The 15,250-nt window shown below is 47.0% G+C and carries 11 protein-coding genes; all 11 read left to right on the top strand.

What is annotated here, in order from left to right; translation table 11 throughout:
- The first annotated feature begins 424 nt into the window (after nucleotides 1-424).
- The 11 genes from AC58U0_RS24240 to AC58U0_RS24190 all read left to right on the top strand — a co-directional run bounded on the left by AC58U0_RS24240 (nucleotide 425) and on the right by AC58U0_RS24190 (nucleotide 15,248).
- Complete coding sequence (locus AC58U0_RS24240; RefSeq protein ID WP_497381503.1) at nucleotides 425-1,828, top strand: MFS transporter; 1,404 nt, start codon at nucleotides 425-427, stop codon at nucleotides 1,826-1,828.
- A 296-nt stretch (nucleotides 1,829-2,124) separates the two neighbouring features.
- Entirely contained in the window at nucleotides 2,125-3,267 is a 1,143-nt protein-coding gene (locus AC58U0_RS24235; RefSeq protein ID WP_497381502.1) for an acyl-CoA dehydrogenase, read from the top strand.
- A 37-nt stretch (nucleotides 3,268-3,304) separates the two neighbouring features.
- Complete coding sequence (mmgD, locus tag AC58U0_RS24230) at nucleotides 3,305-4,456, top strand: citrate synthase (RefSeq protein ID WP_497381501.1); 1,152 nt, start codon at nucleotides 3,305-3,307, stop codon at nucleotides 4,454-4,456.
- The gene (locus tag AC58U0_RS24225) at nucleotides 4,453-5,901 is read left to right on the top strand and encodes a bifunctional 2-methylcitrate dehydratase/aconitate hydratase (RefSeq protein WP_497381500.1); all 1,449 of its coding nucleotides are present in this window, start codon (nucleotides 4,453-4,455) and stop codon (nucleotides 5,899-5,901) included. The genes mmgD and AC58U0_RS24225 overlap by 4 nt, the downstream gene beginning before the upstream one ends.
- A gap of 39 nt (nucleotides 5,902-5,940) precedes the next feature.
- Nucleotides 5,941-6,849, top strand: coding sequence for a methylisocitrate lyase (prpB, locus tag AC58U0_RS24220; RefSeq protein WP_497381499.1), 909 nt, complete (start codon nucleotides 5,941-5,943; stop codon nucleotides 6,847-6,849).
- A gap of 85 nt (nucleotides 6,850-6,934) precedes the next feature.
- Nucleotides 6,935-8,077: an acyl-CoA dehydrogenase gene (locus AC58U0_RS24215; RefSeq protein WP_497381498.1), complete on the top strand. Its 1,143-nt coding sequence runs from the start codon at nucleotides 6,935-6,937 to the stop codon at nucleotides 8,075-8,077.
- A 17-nt stretch (nucleotides 8,078-8,094) separates the two neighbouring features.
- Complete coding sequence (icmF, locus tag AC58U0_RS24210) at nucleotides 8,095-11,373, top strand: fused isobutyryl-CoA mutase/GTPase IcmF (protein ID WP_497381497.1); 3,279 nt, start codon at nucleotides 8,095-8,097, stop codon at nucleotides 11,371-11,373.
- A 23-nt stretch (nucleotides 11,374-11,396) separates the two neighbouring features.
- On the top strand, nucleotides 11,397-12,407 hold the full coding sequence (locus AC58U0_RS24205; protein WP_497381496.1) for a thiamine pyrophosphate-dependent dehydrogenase E1 component subunit alpha: 1,011 nt from the start codon (nucleotides 11,397-11,399) through the stop codon (nucleotides 12,405-12,407).
- A complete protein-coding gene (locus AC58U0_RS24200) occupies nucleotides 12,408-13,388 on the top strand; it encodes an alpha-ketoacid dehydrogenase subunit beta (RefSeq protein ID WP_497381495.1) in 981 nt (326 codons plus the stop codon).
- A 12-nt stretch (nucleotides 13,389-13,400) separates the two neighbouring features.
- Complete coding sequence (locus tag AC58U0_RS24195) at nucleotides 13,401-14,045, top strand: 2-oxo acid dehydrogenase subunit E2 (protein WP_497381494.1); 645 nt, start codon at nucleotides 13,401-13,403, stop codon at nucleotides 14,043-14,045.
- Between the two features lie 21 nt (nucleotides 14,046-14,066).
- On the top strand, nucleotides 14,067-15,248 hold the full coding sequence (locus AC58U0_RS24190) for an acetyl-CoA C-acetyltransferase (RefSeq protein WP_497381493.1): 1,182 nt from the start codon (nucleotides 14,067-14,069) through the stop codon (nucleotides 15,246-15,248).
- The last annotated feature ends 2 nt before the right edge of the window (nucleotides 15,249-15,250 follow it).

Raw genomic sequence — 15,250 nt, 5'->3', positions numbered from 1 at the left:
GATTTCGATTTAAGCTGTCTAACCTACAATTTGTGCAAGTATGCACTTGATCGGATGAACCAACAAATTGGGATTGTTAAGCAAGCGAGCTAATTTTAAAAAATAATACCGTATTTTCGGCGAGTATTACCTGGGGCAAATTGCATTATGAAATTGACTCCAACGTACAACAATTCCCTGACAAGCAATAGTTTTACATAAACGTGTTGAGCCCTTGCTTTGCATAAACCAGTACAAAGCTCTCACCAAAGGACCCTATAAGCCAAATATTTTTGTTGTGTAAACTACTATACATGAGAACGTGCGTTTGGTATACTGGAGATAAAGCAAATTTGGTAAGAATTGGTGGGATCGAAGAGTAAATGGGATAATAAGATCGTTAAAATGAAATTGAAATTCGTAAAGAGGAAGGAAGTCAATCAAAATGAATATTGTAGAGAGTCAAACCCAATCTGAGGAGGATAATTCAGAAATAAAGAAAAGTGTCCCGTGGATTTATTATGTGATCTTTTTTGCCGTTTTGAATGAATCCGTGTTCAATGTATCCACCCCAAGTATCGCCAAGCAGTTCGGTCTGGATGCTTCCGGTGTAAGTTGGGTGGTCACGATCTTTTTTATCGTCTTCGGTATGGGTATGGTTATTTTTGGGAAGCTTTCCGATATGTACAGCATCAAAAAGTTGATTACAATAGGGATTTCCCTTTACGCTTTTGGGTCCATATTGGGTTTTGTATGCCAATCGTGGTATCCCGCTGTCATTTTATCTCGGGCTATACAAGGGGCAGGTGGGTCAGCTATCCCAGCCTTGATTTTCGTCATGGTAGCCCGGTTTTTCACCGTGAAAGAACGCGGGCGAATGTTTGGTATCATTACATCGACCGTTTCATTCGCGATTGGGATCGGTCCTGTGCTTGGCGGTTATATTGCAGGATCGTTTCACTGGGCCTTTTTGTTTCTTGTTGCGGTACCAGTCGTCATTGCTATTCCTTTTTTCCAAAAGTTTCTGCCAGTAGAACCGCGCAAAGAAGGTAAATTGGATGTTGTAGGAGCGGTACTATTGGGTGTGATCATATCAACGCTTATTTTGTTTACGACTGAAGGAAATTGGATCTACTTGGGAATTGTAATGATAGCTCTAGTGCTATTTATCGTTCATATTCGCAGGGCGAAGGAGCCGTTCGTCGAACCTGCACTTTTCACAAATTCTCTTTACCGAAATGGTCTCATCATCGGCTTTCTCATTTTTGGCACTGTGATGTCGGTCATGTTCGTTATACCGTTGATGCTAAGTAACATATACGGGCTAGACACAGAGCATATTGGACTTATTATGTTTCCTGGGGCCTTTAGCGCGGTCGTATTTGGGAAAGTAGCCGGCAATATGACGGTCAAGCGAGGAAGCCATTATGTTGTTTATCTAGGATTGATATTAATCGCAGCTAGTCTTTTACTGCAATCTTCATCGATCGGACTTTGGGTTTGGTACATTGGAGCAGCCCTCATCATGATGTACATCGGATTTTCTTTCATGCAGACGGCATTAACGGAAACGATTACGCAAATTTTGCCGGTTCAACAAATTGGCGTCGGAATGGGCTTTTTTAATATGACATCAACGATTTCCGGAGCAGTCGTGACGGCACTCGTTGCCAAAGTGATGGAGAAAGAACTGCTTGCTTTTCCGCTTCATCCTCTACTTTCAGACTCGCACGCCTACTTGTACGGCAATCTCATTCTGATCTTATGCTTAGTTGTTATCGCAAGCGCAGTTCTTTATTTCGTATCTTTTGGAAAGAAAAATCAACAGCTGGTCAATGAACCGGTATAAATATTGGAATAACTATGAACTTGGAAGAGCCAACCTATACAAAGGTCTGGCTCTTTTAATTTTTCAGTGGAGTAGCGGATAGCAATATTTTGTAGTTGGGAAGCTCTCTATTATTATCATGGCGAAGAGTCCATTAAAATCATGCAGCCCCGAAGGTATAAGCATTTGTAAAAGGGTGTATATATAAAGCATAGAACTGAAAGCGTTTACAGCTTGTCCCATTTTCAACCCATCGACCGAATATATCCTCGGCAGAAACATGAAGGAATGTCCATCATGTCGAAGGAGGCAGTCGAATGCATGTGTCCTATACGGATGAACAGAACATGATTCGTTCCATGGTTCGTGATTTTGCGATTAATGAGGTAGAGCCGACGGCTGCACTGCGGGATGAAGAAGAGAGATTTGATCGAAATTTGTTCGATAAGATGGGAAAGCTTGGTCTGACGGGCATTCCGTGGCCTGCAGCGTATGGTGGGCATGCGTCCGATTTTCTGACCTATGCCATGGTCATTGAAGAGCTTTCTAGGGTATGTGGTTCCACAGGAGTTATGCTTTCCGTTCATACCTCTCTAGTCAGTTGGGCGATTTACAAGTATGGCACAGAAGAACAGAAACAAAAGTTTTTGCGGCCTTTAGCAGAAGGCAAGAAGCTAGGAGCTTATAGCTTAACGGAAAGTGGTTCCGGCTCCGATGCTGGGGCGATGAGGACAACAGCGACTAAGGACGGGGACAGTTATGTCCTTAACGGATCCAAACTATTTGTTACAAATGGAGGGGAGGCGGAGGTTTACATTGTTTTTGCGATGACGGACTTGCAGCAAAGGCAAAAAGGGTGCAGCGCCTTTATCGTAGAAAAGGGAGCTGCTGGATTCATTTTTGGCAGTAAAGAAAAGAAGCTAGGCATTCGATCATCACCGACAATGGAACTGAGGTTTGAGAATTGCCGTGTTCCTGTGGAGAATTTGTTAGGGCCGGAAGGGGAAGGCTTCCGAATTGCCATGAAAAGTCTGGATGGCGGACGTATCGGAATTGCTGCTCAAGCACTTGGAATTGCGCAAGGCGCTCTAGATGCTTCAATTGCTTATGCAAAAGAGCGGAATCAAGTGGGAAAGCCGATAGGTGGGCAGCAAACGACTGCTTTTAAAATCGCTGATATGGCAACTCACATTGAAGCAGCTAGACTGCTTACCTATCAGGCCGCCTGGCGGGAAAGCAAGGGCTTAACATATGGAAAGCAAGCTGCTATTGCCAAGCTTTTCGCCAGTGATACCGCAGTTCAGGTCTGTATTGAGGCTGTGCAAATTTTTGGAGACGACGGCTATACCAAGGATTTCCCTGTAGAGCGGTTTTTGCGCGATGCGAAGGTGACCCAGATATACGAAGGGACGAATGAGATTCAGCGTATTGTGATATCCCGAATGCTGCTTGCCGACTGAAGGAAGTGGAACGAACGGAGGAAGGGAGAGCGATGAGATGAGTGACGACTATTTGCCTGGACTTGAAAATGTCATTGCTAGCGAGACGAACATCTCGTATCTGGATGTGGAGAAGGAGGAAATTGTTGTTCGCGGGTATGACCTTATTGAGCTTGCCCAACATGTAACCTATGTGGACATTGTTGGGCTGCTCCTAGACGGAGCACTGCCTAATCCACATGAACGGTATTCGATCGAAGAGAAGTTGAGATCGGAATATGGATTACCTCCAAATGTGAAGGCGATTCTACAACTACTCCCCGAGCATGCTGACTTCATGGATGTTCTGCGAACAGGTATCTCAGCTATAGCAAGTTACGACGTCGATCTTGAGGATCGTTCCAGAGAAGCCAATACCCGTAAAGCCATTCGACTGCTCGCGAAAGTGCCAGAAATTGTAGCCAACGGATATCGCGCACAAACGAAGCAATCATTCATAGACCCGCGGAAAGAGTTATCTTATACAGCTAATTTCTTATATATGATCACAGGACGCGTTCCAACCAAGATGGAAGAAGCTATCTTTGATCAGTCATTGATCGTATATAGTGAGCATGAAATGCCGAATTCAACATTTGCTGCGCGTGTAATTGCATCCACACAATCCGATCTTTACGGTGCCTTAACTGGCGCGGTTGCTTCACTCAAAGGGACTCTGCACGGCGGTGCGAATGAAGCGGTCATGGCGATGCTTTTGGAGGCGGGATCGGAAGCAAATCTTGAAGCGCTCATGCTAAATAAGTTAGCAAAGAAAGAGCGAATTATGGGCTTTGGACATCGGGTTTATATGAAAAAGGCGGATCCACGTGCACTGCTTATGAAAGAGGCACTAGCTGAGCTCGCCATAGACAAAAATCAACCAGAGCTCTACAACATGTGTGTCCTTGGGGAAGAAGTCATGAAGCGAGAAAAGAATTTGCATCCGAATTTGGATTATTACGCAGCTCCTGTTTACTATTTGCTTGGGATTCCCATTGATTTGTTTACACCAGTATTTCTTGCCGCCCGTACGATCGGCATTAGCGCGCATGTGGTCGAACAACATGATAATAATCGACTCTTTCGACCACGAGTTCATTATAAGGGACCTCGAGATCTACACCCTCCTCAGCAGTCGAGTCACTTAAGCAGAGAGGACGAATACGAATGAGCAGTTCCGGATATCTGGAAAATAAGGAGATGACCTTTGACCCCTTAATCGAGGAAATTGCCGATTATATAATGGCAAAAGAGATTGAAAGTGAGGAAGCGTATCGCATCGCACAGCATGTCTTATTGGATTCACTTGGTACCGGATTACTCGCCTTGCGATTTCCGGATTGTACGAAGCATTTGGGTCCGATTGTACCAGGTGCGAGCTTACCGGGTGGTGCCCGCGTGCCGGGGACGAGATACGAGCTAGACCCTGTTCATGCGGCTTTTAATATCGGCTGTATGATTCGTTGGCTGGATTATAACGATACATGGCTGGCTGCTGAATGGGGGCATCCTTCGGATAATCTTGGCAGTATTCTTGCCGTCGCCGATTATCTTAGCCGCAATCGAGTTGCTGAGGGGAAAATGCCGCTCATGATGAAAGATGTCCTCACCATGACGATTAAAGCGCATGAGATTCAAGGAGTGCTTGCTCTTGAGAACAGCTTAAATCGTGTAGGGCTGGATCATGTTCATTTTGTGAAAATAGCATCGACAGCCGTTGCTGCGGCAATGTTGGGGGCGAATAGAGAAGAGCTGTGCAGCGCACTTTCCAACGCATGGATTGACGGGGCGAGCTTAAGAACGTATCGGCATGCTCCGAATACTGGTTCACGTAAATCATGGGCTGCCGGTGATGCCACAAGTCGTGGGGTACGGTTAGCTTTGATGGCTATTGGTGGCGAAATGGGCTATTCGTCGGCGCTTACCGCGAAAAACTGGGGCTTCCAAGATGTTTTATTTCAAGGAAAAGAACTCACATTAGGTCGTTCACTAGGTTCCTATGTGATGGAAAATATTTTATTTAAAATATCATTTCCTGCTGAATTTCATGCTCAAACAGCCGTCGAGTGCGCACTAGAGCTGTACCCAAAAGTACACAAGCGACTGGATGAGATTGATCACATCACATTGACTACCCATCAATCTGCGATTCGGATTATTGATAAGAAGGGACCTTTGCACAATCCTGCTGATCGAGATCATTGTCTGCAGTACATGGTAGCAATTGGGCTGCTGTTTGGTACATTGACCGCTGAGCATTACGAAGAAGTGGTCGCTAAGGATCCTCGAATTGATGCGCTTAGGGAGAAAATGGTCGTTGTCGAGGATGAGCAGTACAGCAAAGATTACTTGGATCCTGACAAACGTTCGATCGCCAACGCGGTCCAAGTTCATTTCAAAGACGGCACGAAAACGGAGAAAGTGGTTTGCGAGTATCCGATCGGGCATCGAAGGCGTCGTGAGGAAGGTTTACCTAAGGTTATTGAGAAATATGAAGCAAATTTACTAACTCGGTTTCCTCGTCAGAAGACGGCAGATATACGGAAGCTTTCTCTTGATTATGAGCGGTTGATTCAAACGCCTGTTCATGAGTTTATGGCGCATTTTATTATATGACCATCGGTTAATAAAGTCGACGAGATGCAGGAGGTCTTTATGTCATGGCTGATTGAAGAAGAACCGGATCAACAACGATTGGCCGCTGAATTTCGTCAGCTTGTCAATTCAGGCTCAATTGTCAAAATTCCAGGTACCCACGACGGAATGGCTGCAAGAATAGCTAAGCAGGCTCATTTCAAGGCCATTTATTTATCTGGAGCTGCTTATACAGCTAGCAGGGGATTGCCTGATTTAGGCCTCATATACTCTAATGAGGTGGCTGAACGTGCCCGAGAGCTGGTTCGGGCATCCGGTCTTCCTCTACTTGTCGATATAGACACCGGATTCGGCGGTATTTTAAACGTAGCAAGAACGGCCAAGGAAATGGTGGAGGCGAAAGTCGCAGCCGTTCAGATCGAGGATCAGGAAATGCCGAAAAAGTGCGGACATTTGAATGGAAAAAAGCTCATACCGGCTGAGGAGATGATTCAGAAAATTCGAACGATCAAAGCCGTGAGTCCGACGTTATTTATCGTTGCGCGTACGGACGCCAAGAGCGTTGAGGGAATGGATGAAGCGATTCATAGAGCACAGCAATATCTTGCAGCCGGAGCGGATGCGATTTTTCCAGAAGCGCTGGAGAGTCAGGAGGACTTTCAACACTTTAGTAAAGAAGTGGAGGGTCCACTTTTAGCCAATATGACGGAATTCGGGCGAACTCCTTATTATACGGCGGAGCAATTTGAAAGCTGGGGATTTCATATGGTCATTTATCCGGTCACATCTCTTCGTGTAGCTGCCAAGGCCTATGAAAGAATTTTTGAGGAAATCAGTCAAACAGGAACTCAAAAGCACTCTCTCAATCGTATGCAAACCCGGAGTGAGCTGTATGATACGATTCGATATTACGAGTATGAAGCATTAGATGAAAAAATTGCCAAAACGATTTTGAATGAAAATGAGTAGCGGCCTATGAACCATCCTCACTGAGCTTCTGATATCGGTGGGGTCTTTGCGTACACATAAGTCATCTAGAGGAGGTCGTGCAGGCATGGACTTTAGCTTGTCGGAGGAACTGGAAATGGTTCGCAGTATGGTCCGTGATTTCGCTGAGAACGAGGTAGAACCGAGTGCCGCCCTTCGAGATGAAGATGAACGGTTTGATCGGACCTTATTTGACAAAATGGGAGAGCTTGGTCTGACGGGGATTCCTTGGGCTGAAGATTATGGTGGGCTTGGCTCCGATTATCTGACCTATTGCCTTGTTGTAGAAGAACTATCACGTGTGTGCTCTTCTACAGGTATTACTCTGACTGCACATATTTCGCTTGCGGGCTGGCCTATCCATACCTTTGGGACGGAGGAGCAGAGGATAAGGTTTTTACGCCCGATGGCAGAAGGGAAGAAGCTTGGGGCATATGGTCTGACAGAGATCGGCTCAGGCTCCGATGTCGGATCAATGGGAACAACAGCCATTCGAGATGGGGATCACTATGTATTAAACGGCTTCATAAAATTCATTACCAATGCAGGTGCTGCGGACATTTATATCGTTATCGCTTTGACGGACCCTTCGCAAAAGCACAAAGGCTGCAGCGCATTTATCGTAGAGAAAGACACACCCGGATTTACGTTTGGCAAAAAGGAAAGAAAATTGGGCATTCGCTCATCACCGACGACAGAGATCCGTTTTGATAACTGCCGCATTCCCAAGGAAAACCTACTCGGAAATGAAGGTGAAGGGTTTAAAATTGCCATGCGCACGCTTGATGGCGCTAGAATCGGAATCGCGGCTCAGGCGGTAGGGATCGCGCAAGGAGCACTGGATGTCTCGTTGGCCTATGCCAAAGAACGTAAACAGTTTGGAAAGCCGATTGCACAGCAGCAAGCGATTGGTTTTAAGCTGGCGAATATGGCAACAAAAATCGAAGCGGCAAGGCTGCTGACGTATCAAGCAGCTTGGCGAGAAAGTCAGGGGTTATCTTATGGCAAGGAGTCTGCTTATGCCAAGCTTTTTGCTGGAGACACGGCCATGGAGGTGACGGTGGAAGCTGTTCAAATCTTCGGAGGATATGGCTATACAAAAGAATTCCCCGTTGAACGTTATATGCGCGATGCCAAGATCACACAAATCTATGGAGGGACGAATGAAATCCAGCGAGTGGTCATTTCTCGAAGCCTTCTTGCTGATTGAGGAAGGGAGGTGCAGCCGTGTCAACTGGTTCGGAAACCAACTATCGTGCGAAGCATAAAGTGAGATTCGTAACGGCTTCTGCTTTATTTGACGGCCACGATGTGTCTATTACGATTATGCGGCGCATTCTTCAAGCCAGTGGAGCGGAGGTCATTCATCTTGGGCATAACCGATCCGTAAGGGAAATTGTGCAGGCAGCTATTCAGGAGGACGTTCAGGGAATTGCCGTTTCATCGTATCAAGGCGGGCATGTCGAGTTTTTTACTTATATGCTTGATTTATTGCGGGAAAAAGGGGCGACGGAGATCAAAGTCTTCGGTGGCGGAGGAGGTGTGATCCTTCCTTCGGAAATCAAAATGCTGCATGACTACGGCGTTACTCGCCTATTTTCGCCTGATGATGGAAGGGAGCTTGGCTTGCAAGGGATGATTAACTTCATGATGAAGGAGTGTGATTTTAGTACGGTTTCTGGTTATGCCCAAGGCTACGAAGTAGGCGATGAAAACGGATTAGGGCAAATCAAAGATCATAGGTCGATAGCCCGCTTCATTACAGCTGTTGAACTAGCTTGTGAAAGCAGGGAAGCGAAATCGGAGATAGAGACATTAAGTAAACTGTCAAATGGGGCCACATGTCCAGTTGTTGGCATCACAGGCACGGGAGGAGCGGGTAAAAGCTCCCTAACCGATGAATTAGTCCAGCGTTTCCTGCGTCAGTACCCGGATAAAACGATCGCTATCCTATCGGTCGATCCAACCAAGCAGCGAAGCGGCGGTGCTTTGCTTGGGGATCGCATCCGCATGAATGCTGTTCACAATGATCGCGTGTATATGAGAAGTATGGCTACACGGGGATCGGGCAATGAACTATCCATTGCAATCACTCCTGCCATTGCCATCTTGAAGGCGTCCGGTTTTGATCTTGTTTTGGTGGAAACCAGCGGAATTGGTCAAGGTGATCATCAGATTACCGAAGTAGCCGATGTGTCGCTCTATGTGATGACAAGCGAATTCGGTGCGCCTTCGCAATTAGAGAAGATTGATATGCTTGATTACGCGGATCTGATCGCGATTAATAAATTCGACAGAAGAGGCTCTGCGGATGCACTTCGAGATGTGAAGAAGCAAGTTCAGAGAAATCATGGTTTATTTGATTTGAATTATGAAACCATGCCTGTCTATGGAACGATGGCTAGTCAATTTAACGATTCGGGCGTGGATGCAATGTTTCGTGCACTCATCGATACCTTGAATCGAAAATGTGCTTTGCAGTGGCCAGTTCATGGATTTTCAACTGGTCATGCTGCTGCTAAGACACATGTCATCATACCAACTGACCGCACACAATATTTAGGAGAAATCGCGAATACGGTACGGGCGTATCATACGTATGCAGAAAGGGAAGCCGAGCTGGCCACTAGCTGCTACCGAATTGAAGGGGCGATAACAGCCCTACAGCAGGAGCTTGGAGCAGACGAAAATATATCTGTGCTGCAAACACTTAAGATGAATGTAGAGACGCGTATGCAAAAAGAAACTCTCCACCTACTCGCCCAATGGCCGGAGCTGCAAAGAAAATACACAGGCAAAACATTAACAACCCGAGTAAGGGATAAAGAATTTGTAACAGAGCTAACAACGTCAAGCTTATCAGGGCTGGATATCCCGAAGGTGAGCCTGCCCAAATACCGAGATGCAGGAGACCTCATTCGCTGGATGTACCGTGAGAATGTTCCGGGGGAATTTCCCTTTACAGCAGGTGTATTTCCTTTCAAACGAACAGCGGAGGACCCCAAGCGTCAGTTTGCAGGCGAAGGGACGCCGGAACGCACCAATTTGCGATTTCATTATTTGTCGCAGAATGATCAAGCCAAGCGTCTCAGCACCGCTTTCGATTCCGTCACTTTATATGGAGAAGATCCCGATGAACGTCAGGACATTTACGGCAAGATCGGTGAGAGCGGGGTTAGTGTCTGTTCACTAGACGATATGAAAAAGCTGTATGCCGGGTTCGATCTGTGTGATCCTTTGACTTCGGTTTCAATGACAATAAACGGACCTGCACCGATTCTTCTCGCGATGTACATGAACACGGCGATCGATTTCCAGATCGAACACTTTTCCCGGGAAAATGGCAGGCTGCCAAACGATGATGAGGCGAACCAGATTCGCAAGCAGACTCTGAAATCGGTGAGGGGGACGGTACAGGCTGACATTTTGAAGGAAGATCAGGGGCAAAATACGTGCATTTTTTCCACAGAGTTCGCACTGCGGATGATGGGCGATATTCAGCAATATTTTATCGATCATGAGGTACGTAATTATTACTCGGTCTCTATTTCGGGCTATCATATTGCCGAGGCTGGGGCGAATCCGATTTCACAGCTCGCTTTTACACTAGCTAACGGATTTACTTATGTTGAGTATTATTTGGCTAGAGGCATGCCGATTGATGACTTCGCACCGAATCTGTCCTTCTTTTTCAGCAATGGTCTCGATCCCGAATATACGGTGATTGGACGAGTGGCGCGACGAATTTGGGCAACAGTTATGAAGAACAAATACAACGCTAATGAGCGCAGTCAAAAGCTGAAATATCATATCCAAACGTCGGGGCGTTCTCTGCATGCTCAGGAAATTGATTTTAATGATATCCGAACCACGCTGCAAGCGCTGATGGCCCTTCTTGATAACTGCAACTCACTGCATACAAATTCATATGACGAGGCTATTACAACACCAACGGAGGAATCCGTACGTCGAGCGATGGCGATTCAATTAATCATTACAAAAGAGCTTGGTTTCGTTAAAAACGAAAACATGCTGCAGGGCTCGTTTATCATCGAGGAATTAACCGATTTGGTTGAGGAGGCTGTGCTGCAGGAATTAGAACGAATTAGCGAAAGAGGAGGTGTTCTCGGAGCTATGGAGTCTCAGTATCAAAGGGGTAAAATCCAGAATGAATCGATGCTGTATGAAATGAAAAAACATCATGGCGAGCTGCCCATTATTGGCGTAAATACGTTCCTTTCTCCCAATCCTGCCAAAGATGAGGACATGAATATCCCGCTAGCTCGCGCAACGTCGAAAGAAAAAGAGCAGCAAATTACGAATCTCAGGGAGTTTCTCTTGAGGCACCAAGCAGAATCACCCGAGGCTTTGGTAAAGCTGCAGCAAATTGCGCTTGTTGGCGGCAATATTTTCGCCGAATTGATGGAAACGGTCAAGACAGCAAGCTTGGGGCAAATTACCCATGCGCTTTATCAGGTAGGCGGGCAATATCGCAGAAATATGTAGCAGCAGGAGAGAGGAGGGTTCCTATGTCTTCTCAGCAAGTTACCAAACATCAACAGCTCGGTTTAACCGATGAACAGGTGCTGAAAATGTATACCTTCATGCTCAAAGCGAGGAAGTTTGACGAGCGAGCCACACTTCTTCAACGGTCAGGAAAAACGGCCTTTCATATCTCTAGTGTGGGTCAAGAAGCGACCCAGGTAGCAGCGGCGTTCGCATTAAATAAGCAGCATGACTATTTTCTGCCTTATTACAGGGATTATGCCTTTGTCTTAACGGTGGGTATGACCGTGCGTGAACTCATGCTGGCAGCCTTATTTAAAGCGGAGGACATTAACGGAGGCAGGCAAATGCCAGGGCATTTTGGCTATAAGAAGCATCATATTGTTTCCGGATCAAGTCCGGTTGCTACGCAGGCCCTACACGCTGTCGGCATCGCACTGACGGCCATGATGAAAAAGGAAGATCATGTCGCTTTCGTCAGCTTTGGCGAAGGGGCGAGCAATCAAGGGGATGTGCACGAAGCGTTCAATTTTGCCGGTGTATTCAAACTGCCCGTTATCTTCCTTTGTGAAAATAACCAGTATGCTATTTCCATTCCTGCGCATAGACAAGTGGCCGGACGCGTTGTTGATCGTGCCGCAGGTTATGGCTTTCCAGGTCAGCGTGTTGACGGCAATGACACTCTGGAAGTGTATCGCGCGGTCAAAGAAGCGAGGGAGCGTGCTGTTCGCGGGTATGGGCCGACATTGATTGAAGCGATGCTTTATCGGATCCCGCCGCATTCCACAGCGGATGACGATATGCTGTACCGGACGAAAGAAGAGGTAGAGTACCACAAGGAGCAGGACGGCTTGCAGCGGTTTCGCCGTTATTTGATCGAATGCGGCGTTATGTCTGAAGAAATCGAACAAGTGCTGAATGAGAGTATTACAAAAGAAGTGAATGAAGCAACGAAATATGCTGAAAAAGCCCCTTATCCGGCTCCCGAGGATGTATTACGGCATGTTTATGCGGAAGATGGGGGTGATACTTAAATGCCAATCTTAACGTATTTGGAGGCTATTCGCCGTGCGATGGTGGAGGAAATGGAACGCGATGAGCATGTTTTTGTGCTCGGAGAAGATATTGGGAAGGGCGGCGTTTTGAATGCGACCAAAGGCATGCGCGATCGGTTTGGTGAATTGAGAGTCCTTGACACGCCTCTCTCTGAATCTGCCATTGTGGGTGTTGCGATTGGAGCGGCTATGGTCGGGATGAGGCCGATTGCGGAAATCCAGTTTGCCGATTTTATATTCCCTGCGGCTAATCAAATCATAAGCGAGGCAGCGAAAATCCGTTATCGCTCGAACAATGACTGGCAATGTCCAATCGTCATTCGCGCACCTTACGGCGCGACAGGCGGGGGTGGATTATATCACTCACAGTGTCCGGAGTCGGTCTTTTTTGGCACTCCTGGACTCAAGATTGTTGCGCCGTCTACGGCCTATGATGCCAAAGGTTTGCTGAAAGCGGCCGTACGTGATGAGGATCCGGTCCTTTTTTTCGAACATAAGAAGTGCTATCTATCGATATCAGATGAAGTACCTGAAGAAGATTACACCGTTCCTATTGGCAAGGCAACCATAAGGCGCGAGGGTACGGATATCACAGTGATTGCCTACGGTTTGTCGGTGCACTATGCAATTAAAGCTGCGTTTGAGCTAGAGCAAGAAGGGGTAAGTACCGAGATATTGGATTTGCGGACGCTGCATCCGCTCGATAAGCCTGCTATTTATGAGGCGGCAGCCAAAACCGGTAAAGTATTGATCGTACACGAAGATAATAAAACAGGTGGCATTGGGGCTGAAATATCGGCTTTAATAGCGGAACACCTGTTGTACGAATTGGATGCACCTATTATGAGATGCTGCCCTCCCGATATTCCTCCTGTTGGCATGGCGCCAACCTTAGAGAAGTTTTATCTGCCGAATGTGGACATCGTCAAAGAAGCCATGCGCCAATTAGCGGAAATCTGAAGGAGGCTGGGTATGCAGAGTATCTCTGAAAATCTCCGCGCTTGGATGATGATCGAAGTGGATGTCAGTAACCTCGTCGCCTTGCGGCAAGAGTTGAAAGACGATTTTATGCGTAGAGAGGGCGTCCCGCTATCGCTTAGCCCATTCGTAATGAAACCGATCGTGAATGCTTTGAAGGAGTTCCCCGTACTGAATTCAACCTGGCACTCGGGCAGCATTCTTGTCAAAAAGGATATCAACCTATCCATAATTGTTGCTATTGCCAACGATACCGTCGTAACACCCGTGATCTATCATGCGGATCGTAAATCCATTGCAGGAATCGCAATTGAGCTGTATGAGTTGGTCAACAGGGCGCGAAGTGGTTCCTTGCTGCCTACCGATTTAGTTGAGGGTTCATTTATATTTAGCAACACCGGCTCGGTTGGATCCTTGCTTTCATGTCCAATCAATAATAATCCGCAGGCGGCTATACTGACATTTGAGTCCATTGTACGTAAGCCCGTAGTTATTCAGGAGATGATTGCGATCCGATCGATAGCTAACCTTTGTCTTTCCTATGATCACCGGATAGTGGACGGATTGATATGCAGCCGTTTCATGCAGCGGGTTAAGTATTATTTGGAGAAATATGATCAAGAAACGATCATTTATTGAGAATGATGGGGGGACGAATCCATGAGGGAAAGTGTAGTTGTGGGCGGTGCCCGAACCCCTTTTGGTAAATTGGGCGGTGCTTTGAAAGAGGTCTCAGCCGTCACTCTTGGTGGAACAGCGATCAAAGAGGCAATCCTCCGATCTTCGATCGATCCGGCAACGATTGACGAGGTACTTATGGGGATGGTGCTGCAGGGAGGAACGGGACAAATTCCCTCTCGTCAGGCTGCCCGATGGGCCGGTTTAGATTGGGGCGTGACGACGGAGACCATTAACAAAGTGTGCGCTTCTGGGCTGAGAAGTGTGACAATGGCTGATCAAATCATACGTTCAGGAGATGCAGATGTTATCGTAGCCGGCGGGATGGAAAGCATGAGTAATGCACCTTTTGCACTTCCAACTGCCCGGTGGGGAGCAAGAATGGGAGATCAAAGCCTCGTGGATCTCATGATTCATGATGGCTTATGGTGTTCATTTCACAACGTGCATATGATTATGCATGGCAGCACTGTTGCCGAAGAGTTCGGAATTAGCCGTAAAGCACAGGATGAATGGGCACTTCGCAGTCATATTCGTGCCATAGATGCGATGAATAAGGGATATTTTGCGGAGGAAATCGTCCCTGTAACCATAGAGAGTAAGCGTGGAACGATTGAGATTAGTCAAGACGAAGTGCCAAGAGCGGATACAAGTCTTGAAAAGCTTGCCGCTTTACCTTCTTTGTTCACAAAGGATGGCACCATAACAGCTGGGAACGCCCCGGGTGTTAATGACGGAGCAGCTGCCATGGTGGTCATGTCCAAAGCGAAGGCTGTTTCGCAGGGGATAAAGCCTCTGGCTAGGATTGCTGGTCACGCTGCTGTAGGTGAAAGAGCGCCATATATCGCGACCACACCGGCTTTGGCGATTCTGAAGCTTTTGCGTCAAACAGGTTTGTCGTTGGAGCAAATCGACAGGTTCGAAGTAAATGAGGCCTTTGCGGCCGTTTTGCTGACTAGTGGAAGATTACTTGGCTGGAATCCGGAGCGAGTCAACGTTAATGGGGGGGCGATTGCTCTTGGTCATCCCATTGGCGCAAGCGGGGCGCGAATCATACTGACTTTGATCCATGAACTGCGGAGAAAAGGCGGAGGCTACGGCATAGCCGCGATATGCAGCGGTGCAGCTCAAGGAGACGCTATTCTTTTGCATGTAGATCCATAAGC

It is taken from the genome of Paenibacillus sp. J31P190 (genome assembly GCF_059692075.1).
This window is presented reverse-complemented; position numbering and strand designations above follow the sequence as displayed.